The organism is Amycolatopsis sp. NPDC004368 (assembly GCF_053602515.1).
Genome location: NZ_JBSGDT010000006.1, coordinates 52,204 through 76,689 on the forward strand (window position 1 = coordinate 52,204; position 24,486 = coordinate 76,689).

Annotated in this window: 24 protein-coding genes; 13 read left to right on the top strand and 11 right to left on the bottom strand. The window is 72.0% G+C overall.

Annotated elements, in window-relative coordinates:
* The first annotated feature begins 44 nt into the window (after positions 1 to 44).
* Positions 45 to 650, top strand: coding sequence for a DUF2567 domain-containing protein (locus ACWEOE_RS11875; RefSeq protein ID WP_452007345.1), 606 nt, complete (start codon positions 45 to 47; stop codon positions 648 to 650).
* Positions 651 to 656: 6 nt separating this feature from the next.
* Here the strand turns inward: ACWEOE_RS11875 and ACWEOE_RS11880 are convergent, their stop codons facing one another.
* Positions 657 to 1,379, bottom strand: coding sequence for an LON peptidase substrate-binding domain-containing protein (locus ACWEOE_RS11880; RefSeq protein WP_452007347.1), 723 nt, complete (start codon positions 1,377 to 1,379; stop codon positions 657 to 659).
* Positions 1,380 to 1,418: 39 nt separating this feature from the next.
* Positions 1,419 to 2,054, bottom strand: coding sequence for an NUDIX hydrolase (locus ACWEOE_RS11885; RefSeq protein ID WP_452007680.1), 636 nt, complete (start codon positions 2,052 to 2,054; stop codon positions 1,419 to 1,421).
* 113 nt (positions 2,055 to 2,167) lie between these two features.
* On the opposite strand from ACWEOE_RS11885, the gene nadA reads away from it, so the two are divergent.
* The 4 genes from nadA to ACWEOE_RS11905 all read left to right on the top strand — a co-directional run bounded on the left by nadA (position 2,168) and on the right by ACWEOE_RS11905 (position 6,977).
* Positions 2,168 to 3,193 (top strand): quinolinate synthase NadA, encoded by a 1,026-nt coding sequence (nadA, locus tag ACWEOE_RS11890; protein ID WP_452007349.1) that lies wholly within the window; start codon positions 2,168 to 2,170, stop codon positions 3,191 to 3,193.
* The gene (locus ACWEOE_RS11895; RefSeq protein ID WP_452007351.1) at positions 3,190 to 4,830 is read left to right on the top strand and encodes an L-aspartate oxidase; all 1,641 of its coding nucleotides are present in this window, start codon (positions 3,190 to 3,192) and stop codon (positions 4,828 to 4,830) included. The genes nadA and ACWEOE_RS11895 overlap by 4 nt, the downstream gene beginning before the upstream one ends.
* Entirely contained in the window at positions 4,827 to 5,726 is a 900-nt protein-coding gene (gene nadC / locus ACWEOE_RS11900) for a carboxylating nicotinate-nucleotide diphosphorylase (RefSeq protein WP_452007353.1), read from the top strand. Before ACWEOE_RS11895 ends, nadC begins: the two co-directional genes overlap by 4 nt.
* Before the next feature lie 72 nt (positions 5,727 to 5,798).
* Positions 5,799 to 6,977, top strand: coding sequence for a S8 family serine peptidase (locus ACWEOE_RS11905; protein ID WP_452007355.1), 1,179 nt, complete (start codon positions 5,799 to 5,801; stop codon positions 6,975 to 6,977).
* A gap of 237 nt (positions 6,978 to 7,214) precedes the next feature.
* Here ACWEOE_RS11905 and ACWEOE_RS11910 read toward each other — a convergent pair whose 3' ends face one another.
* The 6 genes from ACWEOE_RS11910 to ACWEOE_RS11935 form a co-directional block, all read right to left on the bottom strand.
* Positions 7,215 to 7,577: a hypothetical protein gene (locus ACWEOE_RS11910; protein ID WP_452007357.1), complete on the bottom strand. Its 363-nt coding sequence runs from the start codon at positions 7,575 to 7,577 to the stop codon at positions 7,215 to 7,217.
* Entirely contained in the window at positions 7,574 to 8,875 is a 1,302-nt protein-coding gene (locus ACWEOE_RS11915; protein WP_452007359.1) for an alpha/beta hydrolase, read from the bottom strand. Before ACWEOE_RS11915 ends, ACWEOE_RS11910 begins: the two co-directional genes overlap by 4 nt.
* Positions 8,876 to 8,891: 16 nt before the next feature.
* Positions 8,892 to 10,193, bottom strand: a complete 1,302-nt coding sequence (locus ACWEOE_RS11920) for a WXG100 family type VII secretion target (protein WP_452007361.1) — start codon at positions 10,191 to 10,193, stop codon at positions 8,892 to 8,894.
* Positions 10,190 to 10,588 carry a hypothetical protein gene (locus tag ACWEOE_RS11925; RefSeq protein ID WP_452007363.1) on the bottom strand — a complete coding sequence of 133 codons (399 nt, stop codon included), beginning with the start codon at positions 10,586 to 10,588 and terminating at the stop codon, positions 10,190 to 10,192. Before ACWEOE_RS11925 ends, ACWEOE_RS11920 begins: the two co-directional genes overlap by 4 nt.
* Positions 10,589 to 10,685: 97 nt before the next feature.
* Positions 10,686 to 10,985, bottom strand: a complete 300-nt coding sequence (locus ACWEOE_RS11930; RefSeq protein WP_452007365.1) for a hypothetical protein — start codon at positions 10,983 to 10,985, stop codon at positions 10,686 to 10,688.
* A 21-nt stretch (positions 10,986 to 11,006) separates the two neighbouring features.
* Positions 11,007 to 11,351 carry a WXG100 family type VII secretion target gene (locus tag ACWEOE_RS11935; protein ID WP_452007367.1) on the bottom strand — a complete coding sequence of 115 codons (345 nt, stop codon included), beginning with the start codon at positions 11,349 to 11,351 and terminating at the stop codon, positions 11,007 to 11,009.
* Between the two features lie 225 nt (positions 11,352 to 11,576).
* Between ACWEOE_RS11935 and ACWEOE_RS11940 the strand changes: the two genes are divergently transcribed.
* The gene (locus tag ACWEOE_RS11940; protein WP_452007369.1) at positions 11,577 to 12,536 is read left to right on the top strand and encodes a hypothetical protein; all 960 of its coding nucleotides are present in this window, start codon (positions 11,577 to 11,579) and stop codon (positions 12,534 to 12,536) included.
* 24 nt (positions 12,537 to 12,560) lie between these two features.
* The gene (locus ACWEOE_RS11945) at positions 12,561 to 14,015 is read left to right on the top strand and encodes a class I adenylate-forming enzyme family protein (RefSeq protein ID WP_452007371.1); all 1,455 of its coding nucleotides are present in this window, start codon (positions 12,561 to 12,563) and stop codon (positions 14,013 to 14,015) included.
* Here ACWEOE_RS11945 and ACWEOE_RS11950 read toward each other — a convergent pair.
* Both ACWEOE_RS11950 and eccCa read right to left on the bottom strand, forming a co-directional pair.
* Positions 14,012 to 14,437, bottom strand: a complete 426-nt coding sequence (locus ACWEOE_RS11950) for a nucleotidyltransferase domain-containing protein (RefSeq protein WP_452007372.1) — start codon at positions 14,435 to 14,437, stop codon at positions 14,012 to 14,014. The two genes, ACWEOE_RS11945 and ACWEOE_RS11950, sit on opposite strands and share 4 nt — an antisense overlap.
* Positions 14,438 to 14,598: 161 nt before the next feature.
* Positions 14,599 to 18,564 (bottom strand): type VII secretion protein EccCa, encoded by a 3,966-nt coding sequence (gene eccCa / locus ACWEOE_RS11955; protein ID WP_452007374.1) that lies wholly within the window; start codon positions 18,562 to 18,564, stop codon positions 14,599 to 14,601.
* A gap of 135 nt (positions 18,565 to 18,699) precedes the next feature.
* On the opposite strand from eccCa, the gene ACWEOE_RS11960 reads away from it, so the two are divergent.
* From ACWEOE_RS11960 to eccD, 6 genes are read left to right on the top strand one after another with little or no spacing between them, the layout of a single operon-like run.
* On the top strand, positions 18,700 to 19,476 hold the full coding sequence (locus ACWEOE_RS11960; RefSeq protein ID WP_452007376.1) for a WXG100 family type VII secretion target: 777 nt from the start codon (positions 18,700 to 18,702) through the stop codon (positions 19,474 to 19,476).
* A 39-nt stretch (positions 19,477 to 19,515) separates the two neighbouring features.
* Positions 19,516 to 20,601 (top strand): WXG100 family type VII secretion target, encoded by a 1,086-nt coding sequence (locus tag ACWEOE_RS11965; RefSeq protein WP_452007378.1) that lies wholly within the window; start codon positions 19,516 to 19,518, stop codon positions 20,599 to 20,601.
* On the top strand, positions 20,601 to 21,953 hold the full coding sequence (locus ACWEOE_RS11970; RefSeq protein ID WP_452007380.1) for a WXG100 family type VII secretion target: 1,353 nt from the start codon (positions 20,601 to 20,603) through the stop codon (positions 21,951 to 21,953). Before ACWEOE_RS11965 ends, ACWEOE_RS11970 begins: the two co-directional genes overlap by 1 nt.
* Positions 21,953 to 22,456 carry a hypothetical protein gene (locus ACWEOE_RS11975; protein ID WP_452007382.1) on the top strand — a complete coding sequence of 168 codons (504 nt, stop codon included), beginning with the start codon at positions 21,953 to 21,955 and terminating at the stop codon, positions 22,454 to 22,456. Before ACWEOE_RS11970 ends, ACWEOE_RS11975 begins: the two co-directional genes overlap by 1 nt.
* Positions 22,453 to 22,776 carry a YbaB/EbfC family nucleoid-associated protein gene (locus ACWEOE_RS11980; protein WP_220237990.1) on the top strand — a complete coding sequence of 108 codons (324 nt, stop codon included), beginning with the start codon at positions 22,453 to 22,455 and terminating at the stop codon, positions 22,774 to 22,776. Before ACWEOE_RS11975 ends, ACWEOE_RS11980 begins: the two co-directional genes overlap by 4 nt.
* Positions 22,773 to 24,152: a type VII secretion integral membrane protein EccD gene (gene eccD, locus ACWEOE_RS11985; RefSeq protein ID WP_452007384.1), complete on the top strand. Its 1,380-nt coding sequence runs from the start codon at positions 22,773 to 22,775 to the stop codon at positions 24,150 to 24,152. Before ACWEOE_RS11980 ends, eccD begins: the two co-directional genes overlap by 4 nt.
* Here eccD and ACWEOE_RS11990 read toward each other — a convergent pair.
* Positions 24,149 to 24,355 carry a hypothetical protein gene (locus ACWEOE_RS11990; protein ID WP_452007386.1) on the bottom strand — a complete coding sequence of 69 codons (207 nt, stop codon included), beginning with the start codon at positions 24,353 to 24,355 and terminating at the stop codon, positions 24,149 to 24,151. The genes eccD and ACWEOE_RS11990 overlap by 4 nt on opposite strands.
* Positions 24,356 to 24,486 lie beyond the last annotated feature (131 nt).

Below are 24,486 nucleotides of genomic sequence, written 5' to 3' on the forward strand. Positions count from 1 at the left end.
CCGGTTACGCTCGGTCCGCACAAACGCAGGGGAGGGAGTCCCGGGTGGTCGATTCCGCGGGCAAGGCAGCACACCGCTCGTCCGCCGTGGGCGACGCCTGGTCGGTGCCGAACCTCTTCCCCCCGCACCGGGCGCGGCCCAAGGTCGTGGTGAAGGCCGACCTGCTGCCGGCGGTGAGCGTGCTCTCGACCGCGGGCCTGCTCGGCATCCCGCTGGGCTGGCTGTGGTCGCTGATGGCCCCGCCGCAGCGCATGCGCGTGGTCAGCACCCAGGACCCGCCCGTGCCGCTCGAACTGGAGAGCTGGCACCGCTTCGACGACCTGGCGATCTACGGTTTCCTGGCGCTGGCCACGGGCCTGGTGATCGGCGTGGTCGTGTGGCTGATGCGCGAACGCCGGGGCCCGGTCGTGCTCGTGGCCGCCGCCGCGGGTGCCGCGCTGGCGGGCTGGCTCGGCACGCAGGTCGGGTCGGCGTTCGTGAATTCGAAGTACGCCATCGACACCCCGCCGGCCCTGGGCGCGGTGATCACGCAGGCACCGCAGCTCGAGTCCGGCTGGATCTGGCTGGCCGCGCCGCTGGTGACCACGCTGGTGTACGCGCTGCTGGCGGCGTGGAACGGCCGTGAGGACCTGGGCCGGCGCCTCGGGTGAGGGCGCTCAGTTGAGGTTGGCCGGCTGGGAGTAGTCGGCGATCTCCGTCGGCGGCAGCGGCACGGCGCTGAGCGTGTCCAGGAACCACGTCTCGCGCGTGAGCAGCCGGCAGACGATGCGCAGGCGCCGCAACGGGTGCGTCTCCTCGAGCAGCAGCTGGCGGTCTTCCAGGGGCAACAGGCAGTCGGCGGCGAGCTGGTAGGCGAGCGCCGTGACGTCGGCGTCGTCGTCCGGGGTGCTCCAGTCGTCGTCGTGCCAGGCGGCTTCGCAGTAGCGGCGGTGGGCCGTGCGCGCGACCTCGCCGAGGCGCTGCGCGGGCTCGGCCGCGCTGGCGGGCACGGCGTCGTCGGGCAGCCAGTCGACGGTGCCGATCAGGTAGGGAGCCGAGGTGGTGTCGAGCTCCCGGAGGCGGAAGCGGCGGGCGGCCTTGGTGACCACGTCGTAGCGGCCGTCCGGGAGCCGCTTGGCCTCGCGCAGCACGGTGCTGCAGCCCACGTCGTGCACGTGGTTCAGACCTTTGACCTCACGCACGAGCGGGGCGCGCAGCGCGATCACGCCGAACTCGCGCCCCGGCACCGAACCACCCACGAGGTCGGCGGTCAGCTGCCGGTAGCGCGGCTCGAAGATGTGCAACGGCAGGTGTGTTCCGGGAAGCAGCACGGTCTGCAGCGGGAACAACGGCAGCGTCGTTGTCCCGCTGGGGTTGCGCTCCTGATCCGGCTCGGTCACGCGTCCACCGTACGGGTACCGGGGCGCGCTCGCAGTCCGTCACCTCTTCGGCGGCGGCTTCAGGACCGCGAAGGGGTCCGTGATCTGCATCCCTTTGCCCGCGAAGGAGAACAGCGCCGCCGGGCGGCCGCCCGCGCGACCGGGTGAAGCCGTGTCACCCGTGGGCGCGAGGAGCCCCCGGCGGGCGAGCACGCGCTGCAGGTTGGTCGCGGACACCCGGTAGCCGAGTGCGGCCGAGTAGAGCCCGCGCAGCGCGGAAATCGTGAACTGCTCGGGCGCGAGCGCGAACCCGAGGTTGGTGTAGCTGAGCTTCGAGCGCAGCCGGTCGCGGGCACGCAGCACGATCGCCTCGTGGTCGAACGCGGTGCGCGGCAGTGCCGTCACGTCGTGCCACTGCGTGTCCTCCGGCACCTCGGGGTCGACGTCCGAGGGCACGAGCCCGAGGAACGCCGTGGCCACCACCCGCGGCCCGGGCACGCGGTCGGGCGCGCTGAACACCGAGAGCTGCTCCACGTGCTTGAGCTGGCGCACGTCGACCTTCTCCGCGAGCTGCCGGCGGATCGACGTCTCCACGTCCTCGTCGGGCCGCAACCGCCCGCCCGGCAGCGACCACCGGCCCAGGTGCGGGTCGAGCGCGCGCTGCCAGAGGAGCACGCGCAGTGTGTCCGAGCGCACTTGCAGGACGGCGCACAGAACCTCGTGGGCCAGGGGGGCCTGGGTGTTAAGATGACTCCGCACGGTTTTCGATTATAAGGCGAAAACCCGTCGACGGTCCAGGAGGGCCAGACATGACCACCACGCTTGAATCGGACGCCGCCGAGCAGGATCTGACGCCGTACGGCGGGGTCGAGGCGAACGCGGACTGGGCGGCAGAGGTGCGCGCGCTCGCTCGCCAACGCGACGCGGTGCTGCTGGCGCACAACTACCAGGTGCCCGAGATCCAGGACATCGCCGACTTCACCGGTGACTCCCTTGCGCTGAGCCGCATCGCGGCGAGCAGTGACGCGTCCACGATCGTCTTCTGCGGCGTGCACTTCATGGCGGAGACCGCGAAGATCCTGGCGCCGCAGAAGACGGTGCTGATCCCCGACGCGCGGGCCGGCTGCTCACTCGCCGACTCCATCACCGGTGCCGAGCTGCGGGAGTGGAAGGCCGAGCACCCGGGTGCGGTGGTGGTGTCGTACGTGAACACCACGGCCGAGGTGAAGGCCGAGACGGACATCTGCTGCACGTCGTCGAATGCGGTCGACGTGGTGGCCTCAATCCCCGCTGACCGAGAAGTCCTGTTCCTGCCCGACCAGTTCCTCGGCGCGCACGTGAAGCGCACGCTGGGCCGGGAGAACATGCGGGTGTGGGCCGGGGAGTGCCATGTGCACGCCGGCATCAACGGCGCCGAGCTGGCCGAGCGTGCGGCCGAGAACCCCGACGCCGACCTGTTCATCCACCCCGAGTGCGGCTGCGCCACGTCGGCGCTCTACCTCGCGGGCGAAGGCACCGTGGCGCCGGAGCGCGTGAAGATCCTGTCCACGGGCGACATGGTGACCGCCGCGCGCGACACGAAGGCGCGCTCGGTGCTGGTCGCGACCGAGATCGGCATGATCCACCAGCTGCGCAAGGCCGCGCCGGAGATCGACTTCCGCGCGGTGAACGACCGGGCCTCGTGCCGGTACATGAAGATGATCACGCCGGCCGCGCTGCTGCGGAGCCTGCGCGAGGGTGCCGACGAGGTCCACGTGGACCTCGACACGGCCGCCCGGGCGCGCGCTTCGGTGCAGCGGATGATCGAGATCGGGCAGCCCGGCGGCGGCGAATGACCACGCCGGTTAACGCTTCTCAGGCGAAAACCCCGATGTGGGAAGCCCGGGCGGACCTGGTCGTGGTGGGCAGCGGGGTGGCCGGTCTGACGGCCGCGCTGCGCGCTCAGGAGCTCGGGCTCCACGTGCTCGTGGTGACCAAGGCGGCGGTGTCCGACGGCAACACGCGCTGGGCCCAGGGCGGCGTCGCGGTGGTGCTGGAAGGTGAGCACGACCTCGGCGACTCGGTCGCGAAGCACGCCGAAGACACCTTCACGGCGGGGGCCGGGCTGTGCGACGAGGACGCGGCGCGCTCGATCATCGACGGCGGGCCCGCGGCCGTGGCGCGGCTGCGGGCCGAGGGCGCGAAGTTCGACGCCGGGGCCGAGGGGCTGGCAAGGACTCGCGAAGGCGGCCACAGCGCGTTCCGCGTGATCCACGCGGGCGGCGACGCGACGGGCGCCGAGGTGGAGCGCACCCTGGTGGCGCAGGCGGGCGACCGGCGCGTGCCGGTGCTGGAGCACCACATCGCGGTCGACGCTTTGCTCACGCCCGTGGGTGAGGTGGCGGGGGTGACCGTGCTGGACCGCGACGGTGTGCCGGGTGTGGTGCGGGCTTCGGCCGTGCTGCTGGCCAGCGGTGGGTTCGGGCAGCTCTACCAGGCCACGTCCAACCCGGAGATCGCGACCGGAGACGGGCTCGCGCTCGCGCTGCGGGCCGGCGCGACCGTGGCCGACGTCGAGTTCGTGCAGTTCCACCCCACCGTGCTCTACACGCCGGACGCGCGTGGCCGCTGCCCGCTCGTGACCGAGGCGGTGCGCGGAGAAGGCGCGACGCTCGTCGACGGCGCGGGGGCATCGGTGATGGCGGGGGTGCACCCGCTGGGCGACCTGGCGCCGCGTGACGTCGTGTCGGCCGCGATCACGCGGCGGATGGCGCTGGCGCCGGGTGGGGTCGACGACCACGTTTTCCTCGACGCCACCGGCATTTCCGGCTTCGCGCGGCGCTTCCCGACCGTGCACGCGGCGTGCGCGGTGCTGGGCCTCGACCCGGCCGTGGACGCGATCCCGGTGACTCCTGCGGCCCACTTCGCGTGCGGCGGTGTGGTGACCACTGTGGACGGACGGTCGAGTGTGACGGGGCTGTACGCCGCCGGTGAGGTGGCGCGCACCGGGCTCCACGGGGCCAATCGGCTGGCGTCCAACAGCCTGCTCGAAGGCCTGGTCGTGGGGCACCGCGTGGCCGGGGCCGTGGCCACGGACCTGGCGGCCGGCCGGTTGCCGGATCCGTCGCGGGGCCGGGTGCCTTCGCGCACGTCGGCGCCGGCGGCCGACCGCGACGCCCTGCAGCGCGTGATGAGCCGCTACGCCGCGATCGGCCGCGACGCCGACGGCCTGGCGGCGGCGGGTTCCGTGCTGGACCTGTCCACCCAGGACAGTCCGTTGTGGACGCACGCGGCCGTCGAGGATGCCGCGCTCACGGTGGTGGCGCAGGCGTTGCTCGCGGCGGCCGCGCGGCGCACCGAATCGCGGGGCTGCCACGTGCGGTCCGACTTCCCCTCGCGGGACGAAGGCCGGCGGCGCAGCCAGCTCATCCGGCTCAGCCCCTCCGGCCAGCCGGTGCTGGCCGACCCGATCGCCCTGGAAGGTGCGGCATGACCGAGTTCTTCCCCTTTTCCGAAGCCGTCTCGCGTGCCCTCGTGGATGCGGGGCTCGAGGTGGCCGATGTCCGGCGCGTGGTGACCACGGCGCTGGAGGAGGACCTGCGCTACGGCCCGGACGCCACCACCGCGTCCACCGTGCCGGCCGACGCGCGGGCCGTGGCCGAGCTGACCCCGCGTTCGCCGGGTGTGCTCGCCGGTGTGCCCGTGGTGCTGGCGGTGTTCGACGCCGTGCTGGGCGAGGACTACGAGGTGGTCTCCGCGCTCGCGGACGGTTCGCGGCTCGCGGCGCGGGAGCCCGCTCTGGTCGTGCGCGGTCCGGTGCGCGGCCTGCTCACGGCCGAGCGGACGGCGCTGAACCTCGTGTGCCGGCTCTCGGGCATCGCGACCGCGACGGCCGTCTGGGTGTCCGAAGTGGAGGGTTCGGGCACGGCGATCCGCGACACCCGCAAGACGACGCCGGGTCTGCGGTTGCTGGAGAAGTACGCGGTGCGCTGCGGCGGTGGCGTGAACCACCGCATGGGTCTCGGCGACGCCGTGCTGATCAAGGACAACCACGTCGTCGCCGCGGGTTCGGTCACGGCGGCGCTGGCGGCCGCGCGCGAGCACGCGCCGGAGCTGGCGTGCGAGGTCGAGGTGGACGATCTGGCGCAGCTGGAAGAAGCGCTCGCCGCGGGTGCCGACGAGGTGCTGCTCGACAACTTCACGCCGGCGCAGTGCAAGCAAGCCGTGGCGCGGCGCGACGCCGTGTCGCCGAAAACGCGGCTGGAATCCTCTGGTGGCCTCACCCTCGACCGTGCTAAGGCCTACGCCGAGTCCGGTGTGGACTTCTTCGCGGTGGGGGCGCTCACGCACTCCTCGCCCGCGTTGGACCTCGGGATGGACCTGCGCTGAACCTGTTGCCGCGGCGCCCGCTCGACTAGAATCCCGTTGTCGGACAGCGAGATTCTCCGGGAGGGTGCCGCGGTGAGGTGGCCAGCCGTCGTCGCCGTGGCCGGTTTGGTCTGGAGTGCCTCGGTGGGTTTTGCGGGGTCCGCGAGCGCGGTGGGGGCGTGCGCGAACCCGTCCGGCACCTACACCGGCGCTGTGTCGTGGGGACAGCGGATCGTCGATCCGCCTCGTCTGTGGCCCCTGTCCCGCGGAGACGGCCAGGTCGTGGCCGTGATCGGCACCGGCGTCGACGCGCAGAACGCGCAGTTCGCCTCCGGACAGGTCTTGACCGGGCCGGGCACGGCACCGTCGGACTGCGACGGCCGCGGCACGATCGCCGCCGGCATCGTCGCCGCCCAGCCCTCGGGTGACACCACCTTCGTCGGCGTCGCTCCCGGCGCGAAACTCCTGCCGCTGCAGTACGTCGACCCGTCCGCCCACGACGGCGGCGATCCGGGCGCGCTGGCCTCGGCCCTGGACACGGCGGTGGACCGCGGCGCCGGCGTGCTGCTGATCGCCGTGCCCGCCGCGTCCGACAGCCCGGCCCTCGACGCCGCCGTGTCCCGGGCCCGCGCCCGCGGCGCCGTCGTGGTCTCCGCGGCGGCCGCCACCCAGCAGGGCGCGCGGAGTTTTCCGACGGCGTCGGCCGGGGTCCTGGCGGTCGGCTCCACCAACCAGGCCGGCGCCCCGGTCCAGACCGAATCCGGCGACTACCTCGGCATCTCCGCCCCGGGCGCCGACCTCGTCAGCACCTCCGCCGGCGCCGGTGGCACCGTCGCGCACCGCTGGCCCCTCACCGACCCGGGCCTGGCGGCCGCCTACGTCGCCGGCGTGGCCGCCCTGGTGCGCGCCGCACACCCGGACTTCACCGGCGACCAGGTCGTCACCCGCCTGACGCTCACCGCGTCCCGCCCCCCGTCGGGCGCCCACGACCCCCGCCGCGGCTGGGGCGTGGTCGACGCTTATGCCGCGGTGTCGTCGACACTGCCGGCCTCCGTTGCGGGGCCTGGTACCGCGCCCGCTGCGGTGGCCGTTCCCGTCGTCGTCCCGGCCGCACCTCCGGCCACAGCTCCGTCGAACACCCCGGCGGCCGCGATCGCCCTGGGCGGCGTCGCCCTGGCGGCGACCGCGGGCGTCGCGGTCGCGACGGTGCGCCGGGGCCGTCGGCGCTCCTGGCGCCCCGCCCGCTTCGACTCGCAGGTTCCGCGCGGCTGAGGTTCGGGACCGAGCGAGCAGGTCAGGCGGGTGTCACGTGGCGCGTTGAGCCGATGATTGCCACTCCGTTGCCCGCGGGATAGGTGCACGGTGAGATCCGCGCCATCACCGTCCAGTACCCGCTGCGGCCGCTGCGGCTCGTGGCGGGCTTCTTGCCTCGGGGGCCGCTGACGCTCCTGCACCGCCCCACCCAACGCGGCGTTGGTCGGGGTAGGGCGTACCGAATGCGGGGTGGGTTCAGGCGGGGGTCACGCAGCGCGTCGACCCGATGATCGCCACCCCGTTGCCCGCCCGGGTCACGTGCACGGTGAAATCCGCGCCATCACGGTGAAACCGCGCGATCAGCTCCCGCGGCGTGCTGCGGTCCTGGGCCTGCCACCCGGCGGCCTCCAAGGACGGCAGCACCGCTTCCGCCAGCCTGTTTTCCGCGTCGTGGGTGGGGGTGAGGTGCACGCCGTACTGCCAGCAGACCAAGGTGCCCGGGTGGGCGGGGTCGCAGTCGAGTTCGCCGGCGACCGTGGGGGTCACGTGGGGGCCGAAGGTGGCGGCGACGTCGTCGATGACGGCGGTGAGCTCGTCGGCCAGCAGGGGGAGGGTCATCGCTGGACTCCCGGGACCGTCGTGAGCGCGCCGCCGGTGAGGACGCCGTAGATGTTGGTCCACGAGTCGGAGCCGGGTTTCAGCACGTCGCTGTGCGAGGACAGGCCCCAGAGTTCGTTGCCGGCCGCGTCGTTGCCCGTGGCGAGGTCCGTGACGCCGGGGAACGTGTCGGGGTCGGCGCCGTGGCCGATGCCGGTCCATTCGGCGCCCCAGGCGTTGCCCTGGGCGAGCACGATGGGGTCGAGCGGCGCGGTCATCGAGAACCGCTGCACGCCGGCCTGGCTCGCGGGCAGGTCGGCCGGGCTCCACACACCGTGGCCCATGCCGGCGGACTCGACGTGCAGCACGCGATCCACGGCCAGCCCCTGGGAATCGGCCAGCCCGACGGTCGCGCCGCCGTAGCTGTGGCCGATGGCGGTGATCGTCGCGGCGCCGCCGGTCTGGGTGTCGACCTGGCCGCGCAGCTCGTCGCCGAAGGTCTTGAGGTCGGGGGCCATCGTCTGCGCGTAGCTCGCGTCCGGGCCTTCGACCAGCGGGTTCTGCGGGAAGTCGCCGTCGGCCCACACGACCGTCGCCGTGCGGCCCGTCGGGTCGGCGGCCACGAGGCTGCGGCCGAGGTCGGCGTAACCCTGGAAGTTGTCCAGCCGCGTGTTCACACCGGGCACGAACAGCCCGACGTTGCGCGTCCCCGGCTGGATCGAGCCCACGAGCTCGACGATCCGCCCGTCGGCGGTGGGATCGAACTTCAGGATCTGCCGGTTGTTCGCCAGGATGTCCTGGTACAGCGCGATTCGCCGCTGTGAACGAGCGATGTCGTCGGTGTCGCCGCCCGAAGACTGCAGCTGCTTCAGGTGCGTCTGCTCGGCCGTCAACGCGTCGGACACCTTGGTGCGGTTCGAGCTGATCGCACCGGCCCACGCCCCGCTCGCCGCCGCCCCGACGGGACCGCTCACCGCCGGCAGCGGGTCCTCCGGCAGCAGCGACCGGTACGACGCCGCCACCTGCTCGTCCGCGCGCCGGTAGCCGGCGGCCGACGCGGTGAGCCCGTTCTGCAGCACCTTCGCGCGCTGCACCTGAGCGTCGATCTTCTCGCCGAGCTCGCTCAGCGTCTTCTTGAGCGTGGCGGCGCAATCTGCCGAAGCCGAAACCTGGCCGAACGCCGTGGCGGGCACCGCAAGCCCGGCCACGGCCTTGCCCGCCGTCTCGAGCGCGCCCGCGCGCCCGCCCAGGTCCGCCGCGGCTGCGTCGAGCTGGGCGGGAGCGACCCGGTAACCCCCGGAGTCCACTGCAGCAGTCACCGAGCCGTCCTCCCTGTCAGTAGGTTTCCGGCTCTTCGCCGATCACCGACGGAGCCACGGGCGCCTGCTGGCCCCACACGTTCTCCGTCTCCACGAGCCACGCCGGGATCCGCCGGCCCGAACCCATGTCACTGCCGGCGCCCATGCCCATCGGCATCATGGGCATCATCGGCATCGCGCTCTTCGCCGCCGCGCCCGCGGCACCGGCCGCGCCGCCCGCGAGTCCACTGAGGACGTTCGACGCGCCGCCGTCGCCCGCGAGGCCGGAGTGCGCCGACGGTACGTCGCCGCCGCCGGAAAGCCCGCCACCACTGGGTATTCCGCCGCCGTCGAGCGGAGGAGCACCTCCGCCGCCGACCGGGATCCCGCCGCCGGCGCCGCCTTCGGTGCCCGCGCCGCCGCCGAGCTTCGTGCCCGGTTCCTCGTCCTTCTTGTCGTCGGAGTCCTTTCCGGACGCCCACGCGGGCACCTTCGGCATGATCGAGCCGAACCGCCCGAACGCCGCCGCCGACGCCGCGGCGAGCCCCGCCGTGAACATGTCGCCGAACAGCGGGCTGCCCGCGGTGGCCGGGTTCGAGCCCGCGACCCCCGTGGTGCCGGTGGTGGTGCCATCGTTCGGCAACGGGTGCGTGTCGCCCGGGGGGCCGAGCACGACACCCGAGCCGCCGAGCCCGTTGCTCGCCGCGCCGCCGCCGGACGCGCCGCCACCGGCCGGAGGGGCCTCCGGTGAGTCGAGGGCGTTGGGCGACACGGGAATCGAGTCCTCGGCGGCGGTGTAGTTGGTGGCCAGGTTCGTCATCACGACGATCGCCTTGGCGTGCGCGGATCCCGCCGCATTCGCGGCCTGCTGCTGCGCCTCGACGTTGGCGATGGCCTGCTGCCGCTGCTGGGCCGCGGCGGCCACGGTGGCCGGCGACGAGTCGGGCGGCAGCAGCGGCGGGTTCACGGCCAGCGCGACCTCGCCGGGGGAGATGTCCGGCACCGCAACCGGCGGCGGCATCTCGGCCTTGGCCTTCACGAGCGCGTCGGCCGCGTCCTCGAGCATGTGCTGCATGCCCTGCGCGGTCTGGGCGACCTTGCGGATGCCGCCGACGAGGTCGGTGATCATGTGCGAGTACTGGTCGGCCGCGCCGCCGGTCCACTCGCCCGAGAAGTCCGACAGCTCCTTCGACAGGTTCTCGGCCTGCTCGTGCAACCCGATCGCGGCGGAGTTCCACTGGTCGGCCGCGGCCTGGGCGCTGCTCGGGTCGCCGGCCTGCAACATCGCGTACAGCTGCTGGTGCGTGTACGCGGCGAAGTTGGTGTGCGCGCCGCTCATGCGTCCGTCCCCCCGTGGTTCGAGCTGCCGCCGGAGCCGAGGCCCAGCAGCGAAAGCAGCGGATCGAGCAGGCCGGTCTCACTGCCGGACTGGTGCAGGTCACCGGCCACCGACTGGTCGGCCTGGGCGTAACCGTCGGCGACGGTGGTGGTCACGTCCTGCGCGAATGTGATCGCGCCGCGGACCTGTTCGAGCAGCCCGCGCATTTCCGCGACCGCCGCGCGGTGGGCGTCGACGAGTGAGCCGGCTTCCCCGAACTCCCCGAACAGCAGCGGGTGGTCGCCGAGCGTGCTGAGGAAATCGTCGGGCTTGGACATCGCGTGGATCTGGGTTTCCAGCTCCCGCACGAAGTCCTTCAGCGATTCGAGGTGAACGTAGTACGACTGGTCCGGCATCGGTCCCGACCCTCTCGTGCGTATCGGACGCTGGAAAGCCGGCCGGCCGGTGCGAGCGGGGGGTTTCCCGCACCGGCCGACCGACGTCGGGAGCGGATCAGGCGAACAGACCCTGGTTGCGGTTCTCCAGCTGCGACTGCAGGTCGTGGGCGTCGCCCACCTTGCCGCCGAACTGCGCGATGATCGCGACGATGTCGGCGGTGGCCTGCCGCAGCCGCGTCTCGGCCGAGCGGGCGGCCTCACCGGCGGAGCTACCGGAGGCGTACCAGGTCGCCGTGATCGGCTGGAGGTTCTGGTGCAGCTGCTCGAGCTGCGAGGTCAGTGCCTTGGCCTTGGCGGCCAGCGACGCCGAGCTGTACTGCAGCGCGGCGAAGTTGATTTCGACGACGTCAGCCATCTTGCCGGTCCTCTCCGAAACTCAAAGGTTGAGGCGAGGGATCACCGACGAGCCCTCGAGGTTGTGGCCGACGCTCTGGAAGCTCTGGTGCACGTCCGAGTCGCCGGTGTTGTAGTTCGTGTGGCTCGTGTGCACGAGCTGCGACATGGTGTCGAGCTCCTTCACCGCGGCCTGCATCTTCTCCTGGAGCCGGCGCTGCAGGTCCCAGAACGCCACGGCCTGGTCACCCTTGTAGTTGCGCAGAGTCTCGGTGAGCTCCGACTCCAGGCTGGCCATGGTCGTCTTCGCGTTCGACGCGGTTTCCTCGAAGCCCTGGACGGCGCGCGTCATCGCAGCGGAATCTGCCTGGAATCCCGGACTGGACATGACGGGCCACCTCCTTCCCTCTCGCGGAAGATCCCGGTGCGCGAGAGGCTTGCCCCTGCCCGCGCGTTGTGAATGTCACGCTAGAAAACGAGAAGGTGTGGTCAAACGGCACAACTGCCGGTCGCTTTGACGGCACTATTACCTACACGCAGTGGGGCGTGCCCCACCGCGGGGACGGGGGCGCTCTCCAGTGCCCTTTTCCGCCGGCCTCGCGACGCTGGGCGCATGACAACTGGGGGAACAACCGCGGGGCGGCTGCACCGCCCGCTCGTGGTGCTGGCCGGGGCGATGGCGGTGCTGCTCGTGGTGTCGGCCGCGGGGCTGGTGTTCGATGATCGCACGCTCGTCAACGCGCCGTTGTGGGCGAAACCGTTCAAGTTCGCCGTTTCGGTGGGAATGTACGCCTTGACGCTCGCCTGGCTGCTCACCTTGGTGCGGCGCGGGCGGCGTGTGGGGTGGTGGCTCGGCACGGCGTTCGCCGTCGGCATCGGCGCGGACATGGCGCTGCTGGTGTGGCAGGTGGTGGGGCGCGGCCGGGCGTTGCACTTCAACCACGCGACCCCGGATGACTTGTCGATCAACAACTTCGTGGCCACCGGCGCGTTCACCGCCTGGAGTGCGACGGCGGCCGTGGTCGTGCTGCTGCTGTTCCAGAAGCTGCCGGACCGCGCCCTCTCCTCGGCGCTGCGCTGGGGAACGGCGCTGGCGGCGGTGGGGATGGGCTCGGCGTTGCTCATGTTCTCGCCCACGCCACAGCAGCGGGCCGTCATGTCCGAGGGCGTCCGCCCACCGACGGTCGGCGGCCACACGGTCGGTCTGGCCGACGGCGGACCCGGCCTGCCGGTGCTCGGGTGGAGCACGGCGGGCGGGGATCTGCGGATCCCGCACTTCGTCGGCATTCACGCGATCCAGGTGCTGCCGCTGATCGCGCTGGCTCTGGTGGCCCTCGCGCGGCGCTACCCGGTGCTGTTGTCGGATTTGGTGCGCCGCCGGCTGGTGTGGACCGCGGCCGCGGGTTACGCGGGACTGATGGCGCTGGTGACGTGGCAGGCGTTGCGCGGCCAGTCGATCGTCCGCCCGGACTTCTGGACGCTGGCGGCGGCCGCCGGGCTGATCGCCGTGGTGGCAGCGGGTGTGGGGCTGTCGTTGCGCTCACCGCGGGTGCACGTTCTGACGGAATTCTGAGATCTTGGGCGTAGGACTCGGTTCATGGTCTACCCGCAGTCACTGCTCGACGCGCTCGGTTCGGATCCGGACGCGGTGGCGTTCGAGCACGGCACCCGCCACGTCACGCGCGGTGAGGTGCTCGACTTGATCGGCCGGTTCACCGCCGGGCTGAGGGCCGCGGGGGTTTCGCGGGGTGACGGTGTCGGCCTGGCCACCGCCGTCACGCCCGAGGGCTGGGCCGCGCTGATCGCCGCGCAGGTGCTCGGGTGCCGCGCGGTCGGTATCCGGGCGGGCCTGCCGGCCGAGCACCTGCGTGCGGTGGTCGGCGACCTGAGCGTGGTCGTGGCGGACTCCGAAACCGCGGAGCTGCGGGAGGCGGCGTCGCGGCTGCTGCCGGTCGAGACGTTGGTGCGGGCGACGTTCGAGGAGCCGGTGCCGTGCGGGCGTCCCGAGGACATCGGGTGGGTCGTGTTCACCAGCGGCAGCACCGGATTGCCGAAGGGGGTCGCGTACAGTTTCGAGGCGCTGACCGCGCAGGGGATCGAGCACCGCCCGTCGGAGGACGCCGCGGACCTGGCCGACCGCTACCGCCGGTTCCTGTTGTTCGGCACCCTGACCAGCGCGGTGATGATCACGCACCTGCGCTCGTGCCTCCTGGCCGGCGGGACGGTCGTGATTCCGTCCGAGCTGCCGGACTTCCCGTGGATCCTGCCGCGACTGGACATCACGGCCGCGCTCACGACCGTTCCCCGGTTGTACCGGATCCTCGACGTACTGCGTGAGTCCACTGTGGATCTCAGCGGCGTCCGGATGCTGGTGGTGGCCGGGTCTCCCGTCGCGCCCGGGCTGATGGCGGAGGCGTTTTCCCGGGTGGGGCCGGGGATGCAGCAGGCCTACGGCCAGACTGAGGTGGGGAAGATGACCGTGCTGACCCCCACGGACGTCGCAGAGTTCCCGACCGCGCTCGGCTCGGTGGGGCGGCCGCTCGCCGGGGTCTCGATCTCGGTGCGGTCGGCCTCGGGTGAGGCCGTGCCGGCCGGTGTCTCGGGGGAGATCTTCGTGCGGACGCCGGGGCTTTTCTCGGGCTACTGGGGAAATCCCTCGCTGACCGCCTCGGTGCTCGCCGACGGCTGGGCCCGCACGCAGGACATCGGCCACTTCGACGCCGACGGTTTCCTGCACCTGACGGGGCGCACGCGCGATGTGGTGATCGTGAACGCGGTGATCCACTACACGGGACCGATCGAGCGTGCTCTGACCGTCGACGCCTCCGTGGACCAGGCTTACGTCGTCGCGGTTCCCGACGAGGGCACCGGGGAGCGGGCGCGAGCCTTTGTCGTCGCGGCCCCTGGCCACACGCCGGACCTGACCGCCCTGCACGCCATCGTGGCCGGCTTCGTCGGCGAGACGGCGGCGTCGGTGACGGTGATCGACGCGGTGCCGGTGGCGGCTTCGGGGAAGCCGGACAAGAAGGCTTTGCTGGGGTTGCTGGGTTAGCCGAAGGCTTTGCGAAGGGCGGCAACGTCGGCCAGATCGTGGGGCCGCGGTTCGTAACCCTCGTGGAACGCGAGCTGCTGCGCTGTCGAGATGCACGGCACGGTGCGGCCGCTGATGGTCCCCGTGGTGAAACAGTCCGCCGGATAGCGGAACAGGCCGCCGGCGGTGTCGGCGGCCTGGGTGGCGGAGCCGTCCGCCGCGAGGTGCAGCGGGTGCAGGTCGAGGACGGCGCCGTCGGGGCGGGTGAGGACGAAGCGGACCGGGCGGAAGTTCTCGGTCTCGGTGAAGTCGTGCAGTGCTGCGATAACGGCGGGTTCTTCGTCGGCGCGGTGCAGCAGGTCGAGGTCGGAGTGGTGGCGCGTCTGGCGGCCCAGCAATGCGTCGACGCCCCAGCCGCCGGCGAGCCAGAAGTTCCTCGACACAGGTCGCGTCCTGAATGCAAAGCAGCTCATCATCAAGATGATGGGTGACGTCCTGCTTGAAGCGGGATTTCGAGTTTTGCCTGATTACTCGGGAGGTGGGGCTTACGACTATCGAGTACTGGAAGCGCCGCGTGGCCCGGTGACCTGAGTCGAAGTCACCGTTAGGACTCCACCGGTTTCGTCCACGCCACCTGCACCAACCCAGTCCCGTGCCGACGTGACACCAACGTCCCCCGGCCCGGTGGCTGGGGCGAAGGCTTCACGTCGCCGAGCAACGGGCCCTCCTCCTTCGCTCCCGACATGATCAGTCCCGGCGAGCCCAGCTCCCGCACCCGCTGCAACACCGGCTCGTACAAGCCCCGCCCGGCGCCGCCCGAGGCGCGGGCGATGATGAGGTGCAGGCCGATGTCCCGGGCTTGCGGCAGGAATTCCAGCAGGGGCAACAGAGGGTTCTTGCCGGCAGTGGCCACGAGTTCGTAGTCGTCGATCAGCACGTACAGGTCCGGGCCCCGCCACCAAGAGCGCGAACGCAGCTGCTCCGGTGTCACATCCGGACCCGGAAGCCGGTTGCGCATCGCCGTCGCGCATTGGCTCACCAGATCCGTCAGGGTGTTCTCCGCGCCGGCGTAACCCAGCAGGTGCGGCTGGTCCACGGCGCCCAACAACCCGCGCCGGTAGTCGCCCACCAGCATCAACGCCTCGTCCGGGGTGAAGGTCGAGGAGATGCCCGAAGCCAACGCACGCAGCAAAGAGCTCTTGCCCGACTCCACGTCGCCGAAGGCCAGGAAGTGGGGGTCGGCGGCGAAGTCCAGTTCGACCGGGCGCAGGGTCGACTCCGCGATGCCCAGCACAACCCGCGACGAAGCCGGCAGTGACTCCAGCGGCACTTCCGCCGGCAGCAACCGCACCTGTGGAGCGCGGGCACCTGGCCAAGCAGCAGTCACCCGGCGCACCAGATCCAAGCCACCGGCACCGATGGTCTCCGGCCGCTGGTCACCATCCACCCGCGGAAGCGCGGACAGGAAGTGCAGCTTCTCGGCAGTCAGACCACGACCAGGACGGTCGGCCGGCACATTGAGAGCCACCTTCCGATCAATGGACGAATCCGCCGGATCACCCAGGCGCAGCTCGAAGCGCGTACCAATGGCGTCACGCAGCTGGGCCCGGATGCCGATCCACTGGTTCACCGTCACGATCACGTGGATGCCGAAACCCAGACCCCGCGCGGCGAGCCCGGTGATCTGCTCCTCCAGCTGCTCGTATTCCTGCCGAATCGTGGTCCAGTTGTCCACGAACAGGAACACGTCGCCGAATTCGCGGCCGTCCGTGCTCTCCGTCAACTCGGCGCGGCGGGAGCGGAAGGCGGCCATCGACTCGATGCCCTGGGCCGCGAAGAACTCCTCGCGTTGTTCCAGCAGCGTGGTCAGCTCGGCGACCACGCGGCGGCACCGCTGGGCGTCACGGCGGGTGGCGTAACCCGAGACATGGGGCAGGCCGGCGATGGGTGCGAGTGCGCCGCCGCCCATGTCCAGCACGAAGAGCTGCACCTCGGCAGGGGTGTGGGTCAGCGCGAGCATCGCCGCGATGTCCTTGAGCAAAGTCGACTTGCCGCTTTGTGGTGCGCCGACGATCAGGGCGTGGCCGGCCGCGCCGGAGAAGTCGGCCCAGAGCATGTCGCGGCGTTGTTCGAAGGGTTTGTCCACCAGGGCGACGGGGATGGTCAGCTTGCCGTTGCCGCCCCAGCCCAGGGGGCACAGGCCGCGCGCGGGATCGTCACCCAGAGGTGGCAGCAGCTGGTCCAAAGTGGGCGGTTCGGCCAGCGGCGGCAGCCAGATCTGGTGCGCGTCGGGACCGCGGCCCTCCAACCGGGACAGCATCGCGCCGATGATGGTCTCGCCCGAGCCAGAGCCGGCGCCGGAACCCGAGGGCAACGCAACCTCAGCCGTCGCCTGCACCGAAAGCGGCACCTCCACCGCCTCGAACGTGAACGGCAGCACCCCCACCTGCCGCCCGTCCTCCCGCACGATCGTGCTGCGCGGCGGCAGCTCCCCCGAGACATACGCCGCCTTGAAGCGCGTCAAAGTCTCGTTGTCCGACTTCAGGTACGCCGACCCCGGCACCGGCGGCAGGTGGTACGCGTCCGCCACCCCGAGCACCGCGCGGCTCTCCGAGGCGGAAAACGTCCGCAGCCCGATCCGGTACGACAGGTGCGAGTCGAGCCCCCGCAGCCGGCCCTCCTCGAGCCGCTGGGAAGCCAGCAGCAGGTGGATCCCCAGCGAACGCCCGAGACGCCCGATCGCCACGAACAGATCGATGAACTCCGGCCGCGACGACAGCAGCTCGGAGAACTCGTCGATGATCACCAGCAGCGACGGCAACGGCTGCAGCGCGACGCCATCCGCCCGGGCCTTCTCGTAGTCGCGCACGGAAGCGTAGTTGCCCGCCGCGTGCAGGAGTTCCTGGCGGCGCAGCAGTTCGCCGTTCAACGCGTCGGCCATGCGGTCGACGAGCGTGAGGTCGTCGGACAGGTTCGTGATCACCGCGCACACGTGCGGCAGCCCGGTCATGCCCGCGAACGTCGCGCCGCCCTTGAAGTCGATGAGCGCCAGGTTCAGCTTCTCCGACGAATGGGTCACGGCCAGCGCCGTCACCAAAGTGCGCAGCAGCTCGCTCTTGCCGGAACCCGTCGCGCCGATCACGAGGCCGTGGGGACCCATGCCGCCCTCAGCCGATTCCTTGAAGTCCAGCTCCACCGGCCGGCCGTCGGGGTTCACGCCGAGGGGAATGCGCAGCCGGTCGCGCGCCGCGCGCGGGGCCCACGTCATGGTGGTGTCGGTGTCGCGCGGGTCACCGATGCCGAGCAGCCCGGCCAGCCCGAACGTCGCCGACATCGGCTTTTCACTGACCACCGCCGTGCCCTGGTACAGCGGCGTCAGCGCGCGCGCGAGCGCCTCCGCGGCCCCGCGGTCGAGCAGGTCGGGGGTGCCGAGGAACCCCAGCCGGGCCTCGGTGCCGCCGTCGAGCACGACCATGCCCAGCTGGTCCGGGGCCACGTGCAGGCTCAAAAGCTGCTCGTTCGACGTCGCGCGCGGCTGTTCACCGCCGATCTCCAGCACCGTGATCCCGAGCCGGCCCTCCTCGGCGAGCAACCGCGGCTCACCCTGCGTGCCGCCGCCGTCGACCACGACCACCACGTGCGGCAGGTCCTGCGGCGCGCCCGGCCGTCGGGTGAACGCCGGGCGCTCGCCCAGGTCCGGGCCCAGCAGTTCCGCCAGCTCCACCGGCCCCGACGCCACGAGCCGGCGCCGCCCCGTGGCGTCCGTCAACACCGAAGCCGTGGCGTGCGGCAGCCACTTCGCCCAGTCCCAGTCGTGTCGGCGGTCCGGGTGCACGCAGAACGCCACGCGCAGGTCGGTGGGGGAGTGGAACGTCACCAGCTGCGCCAGCAGCGCCCGCACCATCGCCAGCACGTCAGGGCGCCGGCCCGAAAGCGTCGTCGCCGCGTACGAGCGCAGCGACAGGGAAACCGGCAGGCCCTCCACAGTGGAGTACGTGCGGATGAAGTACTTCAGGTTCGTCGACGACACCGGGTCGAGGTCTTCCAGCGGCACGGTCTGCGGCGCGCGCAGCGGCGTCGCGAGCGGCTGCGGGCCGCTGGCCGCGCGCACCAGCGCGAAGTGCCGGTCGCCGCGGCGGCGGTCCCAGTACTGGCCGGTCTCCACGTACGCCCACAGGTCGGCGGGGTCGGGTTGCTGCGCGACGAGCGCGGCGCGCTGCTCGTCGGCGACCGCGCGCACCTTCGTGCGCAGACCGGCGAGGTAGCGCTGGTAATCGCGGCGCTCCTCGTTGATCTGCGCCTTCTTGGCCATCCCGCCGCGCCCCAGCGACATCACGACCATGCCGCCCATCGCGGTCACGAACAGAGCGCCGAAGATCCAGGTCATCACCCCGCCGTCGCGTCCGATGTAGACGAACGACATCGCGCCCATGCCGAGCATCATCGGCAGGAACATCATGAGCTGCACGAGCCCGCCCGAGCCGCTCTTGGGAAGCATCGGCGGGGACTGCAGCATGATCTCCCCGGGCTGCTCGCCGAGCAGGTCGAGGCGGTCACGGGACAGGCTCATACCCCGTATTTTCGCCACCACCGCGGCCGTCCTGGTGGGTACTTTTGCCGTCCGCTCACAGCCGGACACGCTTTTACGCTCTGCCGAGCCCCCCCGCACGGGGGAGGCAGCACGCCGCTACCGGGAAGGAGAGCCATGGTCACCACCGGCGAGTACCGGGCGGAACCCGAGGCCATGCGCTCGATCGTGGGCAACGTCGGCGGCATCGTCGCCCACGGCATCAACGCGGTCTCCGACCTGGAGAAACTCGTGATCCAGCCGACGTCGTTCGCCTCCTTCGGCAGCGCGGTCGCGGCGGCCAACTCGGCCCTGCAGTCGACCCAGGTCACGGCCGTGCGCACGCTGCTGCAGCTGCTCCAGCAGGTCAACGGCCTGGTCAAGACCAGCGCCGACGCGTACCAGGCGGCCGACCAGGCCGCGGCGAGCGGCTACGGCGGCGGCACCTCCACCACGGCGGCGCCCACGTCGTCGATCTGGGGCACCCCGCACGCCGGCGAGCTCGCCACCATCGCGATCAACGACAGCGCCGGGGCCCACGGTGACCCGGGCTCGGTCGGCAACGTGCTGCGCTACCTCGGCGACGCCGACCTCGGCAAGCTCGGCGAGCACCCCATCACCGACGCCCGCTTCCACGGCGTCGCCGACTTCAACGACTGGCTCGCCGGAGACGCCGACAACCAGGCCCGGGTCGGCCTGATCGAGGTCTACTCCGGCACCGCCCGCACCTTCGGCGACGTGCCCGGTGGCGTGCACGCCGGCGATGTCGTGGTGGTCGAGCCCCTGCTGTTCGCCGACTCCGGCGCCGTGATCGGCGTGGCCGGCGACGGCGGTGCCCTCTACAACCACGGACTCGTCGATCCCGGGATCGACGGCCTGGCCAAGCTCAGCGTCTACCGGCCCGCGTCCGTCTGACTCCCGACTCCCGAGCGACTCCCGAGCAAGTGAGGTCCGATGCTGACTTTCCCGAACTCCAGCGCGATGGACGCCACGGCGTCCTCGGGTGGCCCGATCACCACGTTGCCGCAGATCGTCACCGGCCAGCCGGAGCAGATCGCGAAGCACGTGCTCGACCTGCTGCACAAGGCAAGCGAGTTCGCGTCGCTCTACACCGAGCTGAGCAAGGCGGCCGACCAGCTGGGCAAGGTGTGGTCCGGCACCGCGTCGGAGTCGGCGCTGAAGAAGATCACCGATTCGCTCGACCAGCTCACGAAGATCATCGGTGTGATCGAGAAAGGCGCGCAGCTGCTCGGCGTGTCCGGCACGCTCGTGAAGACGGCGCAGGAGGCCTACCGCTCGGTGGTCTCGGCGGTGAACCCCACCGTCGCGTCGCTCATGTCGAACTGGTGGACCTACGGCGCCGCCGTGGCGCTGTCCACGGCCACCAGCGCTTCGCTCAAGGCGTTCATCACGGCGATCGGCGCGCTGCTCAAGGCGCTCGGCGCCGGTGACCTGGCCAACCAGATCACGCAGGTCGCGCAGATCATCGGCGAGATCGAGAAGCTGTTCCACGGCGGTGACGCCGGTGCGGCCGCCGCGGCCGGGACCTCGGGCAACGCGGCCGTGTCGGGCACGCCGGTCACCGCGCCGGTGGCGCCGCCCTCGGTGGCGAGCGCGGCCGGCCAGCAGGCGATCGCGGGCGGCACCGGCGGGGGTACGCCGACCGGGCAGCCGTCGTTCACGAACTACACGCCACCCGCACTCGCCGGCACCGCGCCGTCCACCACGCCGATGAACCCGGTGACGGCCAACGGAACCCCGCTCGATCCGGCGAACAGCTGGATCGCCGTCGACCCGAGCACCACGGGCACCACCGGCACGACAGCTCCGAGCACCACGCCGATCGCACCCCCGACCGGCGGCACCGTCAGCCCGATCGCCCCCGGGGGTGCCGGGGAGGTCGTGATCCACACCGATCTCGCCACCGGCCAGTCGACGGTCGAGGCCCCCGCCGGGCAGGACCTCGACATCGACCTGGACCTCACCTACAACGGCCGGCACTTCCAGCAGCACGTGGACATCGACGCGAAGGGCGCCTGATGGCCGTCGACGCGTCCGGGGTCGTCAGCTCGGTCCTGTCGTCCTACCGCCGGGTGCTGGTCGAGTACCAGCGCCGGGTCACGGGCGACCCGGCGGCGTTGACCACCGCGTCTGAGCAGTGCGGCACACAGGCGTCGGCCGTCAACGGCAAGGCGACCGAGATCTCCCAGGCCGCCAAGGATCTGCACACCGACTGGGACGGCGCCGCCTACACCGCCTACGCCGCGGCCGCGCAGAAGTCCGCCGGCGAGCTCACCGAGGACGGCACGAAACTGGCCGACCAGGGCCGGCGGCTGGCGAAGGCCGCGCAGCTGCTGCAGTGGGCCCGCCAGGCGGTCGACTCCGTGCTCGCGCAGTTCGACCAGTACGGCGCCCAGCTCACCAGCCAGGCCAAGGCTGCAAACCCGAACGCCGTGGCCGCGTTCATCTCCGCCGCGCGCTCGCTCGGCGAACAGGCCGTCGCCATGGCGAAGCAGGTGGCCGAAGAGCTGTCCGAAGCGCTGGAGCAGCTCTTCCCTCCGGAGGGCGTCGGCCGGCTCGAACACGAGCTGGGCAAGTGGAGCACCGGTGCGTTGAGCTGGCTGGGCGGCGAACCGCTCGACGGTCGCAAGCGCCCGCGCACGGTGCCGTCGTGGTTCGGCAACTCCGGTTGGAAGAAGCTCACCTGGGACGGCCTCCAGGGCACGCGCGCGTCGAAGAAGGCCGACACGCCGTTCGGGCAACCGGAGCCGGAAACCTTGAAGGACAAGGCCTTCAAGAACACCGAGATCACCTACTACAAGACCCAGCACGAGCAGGACGGCTTTTCCCCGGAGTACGACGGGAAAATCACCTCCGAGGGCTGGGACGCCAAGGCCTCGGGGCACGCCCAGCTCGCCGCGCTCGACAAGAGCGTGGACGGCAAGCTCGAGTACGGCGTCGCGGAGGCGCAGGGCAAGGCGTCCGTCTTCGCGGGCGGCGAGGTGAGCGGTTCGGCGCAGTTCGGTGAACACGGGCTGGGGGTGCACGGCAACGCGTTCGTCGGCGGCAAGGTCGAGGGCGAGGTCTCGGCCGATGTCGCGGGCGTCGGGGTCGGCGCCAACGGCACGCTGCAGTACGGCCTCGGCGCTCAGCTCGACGGCCAGGCCGTGTACGACGCCGGGCACATCAAGGTCAACTTCAAGGCGGGTGTCGCGCTCGGCCTCGGCGCGGGTGTGGGGGCGAAGATCGACATCGACCTGCCGAAGCTGGGCCACACCATCGGCGAGTACGGCGGCGCGGCGGTCGACGCCGTCGGCAGCGCCGCGAACCAGGCGGCCGACTACGTCGGGCACACGTGGGACGACGCCGTGAACTACGTGGGGTCCTGGTAGTGGCCGCCGACACCGTCTCGCTCCCGCTGGGTTTCGACGTCCCCGAGGGGTGGACGCCGCTCGACCCGGCGGGGGCGGGCGCGCCCGGTGTCGCGTTCGTCGCCGTGCACCGCGAGCCCGGGTTCACGCCCAACATCACCATCGGCGTGCGGCAGCGCCCCGACCCGGCGACGCTCGCCGAGATCGCCGACGAGGCCGTGGAACGCCTGGGCCGCACCATGGCGCTGCTCGACGTGGTGCGCCGCCACGACGTCGGCAATCCGACCGCGCCCGGGCTCACGCAAGTGCTGCGCCTGCGCACCGGTGAGGGCACGGACCTGGTGCAGACGCAGGTGTTCCTCACCGTGCCGGGCGTCGACGGACCGGTCGGGCGAGTGGTGCTGGAGCTCGTCTTCACGGCCGAACCCGAGGCCGCGCAACGCCTCACCCCCGACTTCCGCCGGTTCGTCGCCAGCGTGCACGTCCGCCGGGAAACCCCCGCAGGAGAAGGAGAACAGCTGTGACCGACCCGTACGCCGTGCCGGACATGGACGAGCTGCTGGCGCAGGTCCGCCGCCAGACCGAGGAGGTGCAGCGCATCCAGCGCTCGGTCGAGGCCATGGAGGTCAAGGCGGCTTCGCGGCAGAACGAGGTCACGGTGTCGCTGCGCGGTGACGGCCGCTTCACCTCGATCGACATCGATCCGCGCGCGATCCGCGAGTACGACGCGCGCAACCTGTCGGAGATCGTGCTGGAGGCGGTGAACGCGGGCCTGCAGAAGCTGGCCGAGGCGAGCAGTGCGAAGTTCGCCCCGGTGATCGAGGCGTCCAGGTCCGTGCAGTGAGTGCGCCCGCGCTCGCCGGGTCGACCCGGCGCGTGACGATCGTGACGCCGCGCGCCCGCGTCGACGTGGCGCTGCCGCAGCAGAGCACGTTCGCGGAGCTGGTGCCGCAGCTCGTGCGGCTCGCAGGCGCGACCGGCCAGGCCGCGGCCGAGCACCCCGGGTGGGTGCTCTCGCGGCTCGGCGGCGCGCCGCTCGCGCTCGGGCTCACGGTGGCCGCCGCGCAGGTGCGTGACGGTGAGGTGCTGCACCTGACCCCGCGCGAACGCCCGCGTGGCCCGCTGCTGTTCGACGACGTCGTGGACTCGATCGCGAGCGTCGGCGACGCCGCTTCCACGGCGTGGGGCCCTCGGGTCGCCCGGCGCGCGGGCATCGCGGCGGCCGTGGTGCTGCTGGCCGCCGGTGGTCTGCTCGTGCAGGCGTCGACGGCGGGCAGCGTGCTGGCGCCGATCGCGACCGGGCTGCTGTCGGTGCTGTTGCTGCTCGGCGGTGGCGCGCTTTCCCGCGCCTACGGCGATTCGGGCGCGGGTGCGGCCGGTGCGGTGGCGGGGGTGTTCGTCGCGCTGGCGGCCGGGATGTCGATCCTGCCGCCGCACGGAGTGTTCTCGCTGTCGGCGGGCCCGCTCGCCGCGGGGCTGGCGGCGGTGACGGTGTACGGCGTGCTGGCCGCGGTGTCGGTGGCCGACCGGCTGCCGGTGTTCGTGGCCATCACGGGCGCGGCCGGTCTCGGCGCGCTGACGACCGGCGTGGTACTGCTGGCGGGCGTGAAACCCGTGGCCGCGGCGGCCGTTGCGGCGGTGCTGGCCACGGCGCTCGCGGCGGTGGCCCCGATGCTCGCGCTGCGCCTCGGCCGGCTGCCGCTGCCGCGGGTGCCGGACGACATGGAATCCTTCCGCGCCAACGAACAGCCCTCCCTCGGCGCGGACGTCGTCGGCCGGACCACCTACGCGCAGCTGCTGCTCACCGCGCTGCTGGTGGCGCTGGGGCTGGTCGTGCTCGCGTCGGCCGTGACGCTCGCGGTTTCGGGCGGGCCGTGGGAAGCCGGGCTGGCCGCGTTGACGGGGATCGCGTGGGTGCAGCGTTCGCGCTCCTACGCGGGCCGCTCGCAACGCCTCGTGCTCGCCGGCTTCGGCGTGGTCACGCTCCTCACGGCGGCCGCGTGGCTGATCGCCGCCGACAACCGCGTGCTGCTCCTGACGGGCGGCGCGGCGCTGCTGGTCGCCGCCGTGGTGTGCCTGGTGTACGCGACGCGCGTGGCGAAGGGCGTGCGGTCGCCGTACTGGTCGCGGTTGCTCGACGTGTCTGAGTTCCTGGTGCTGCTGGCGCTCGTGCCGTTCGTGGGGATGATCGCGGGGGTGTACCAGGCGGTGCGGGGCTAGCGTCTTGTGATGACGAAGTGGGTGCGGCCCGGGATCAGGTCTTCGGGTTGCGGGTGCAGGTGGCCGTGGTTGGCGTCCGCCTCACCCGGCGCGGTGAGGTGGTCGAGGGTCCAGCCGCCGGCTTCGGCCGGGGCGGCGGGGTCGTCGCTGCCGAACGGTGGCGCAAAACCGGTCTCGGCGCACCACTTGTGGTAGGGCCGCATCGCAGGGGAGTAGAGGCCGGTGGTGCCGGTGACGTCGGCGGCGAAGCGGCTGCCCGGTGCGCTCAGCCGGGCCGTGGTGTCGAACAGCGTGACGATCCGCCGCGCTCTCCGGCCGGCTCCCGGGCCAAGGG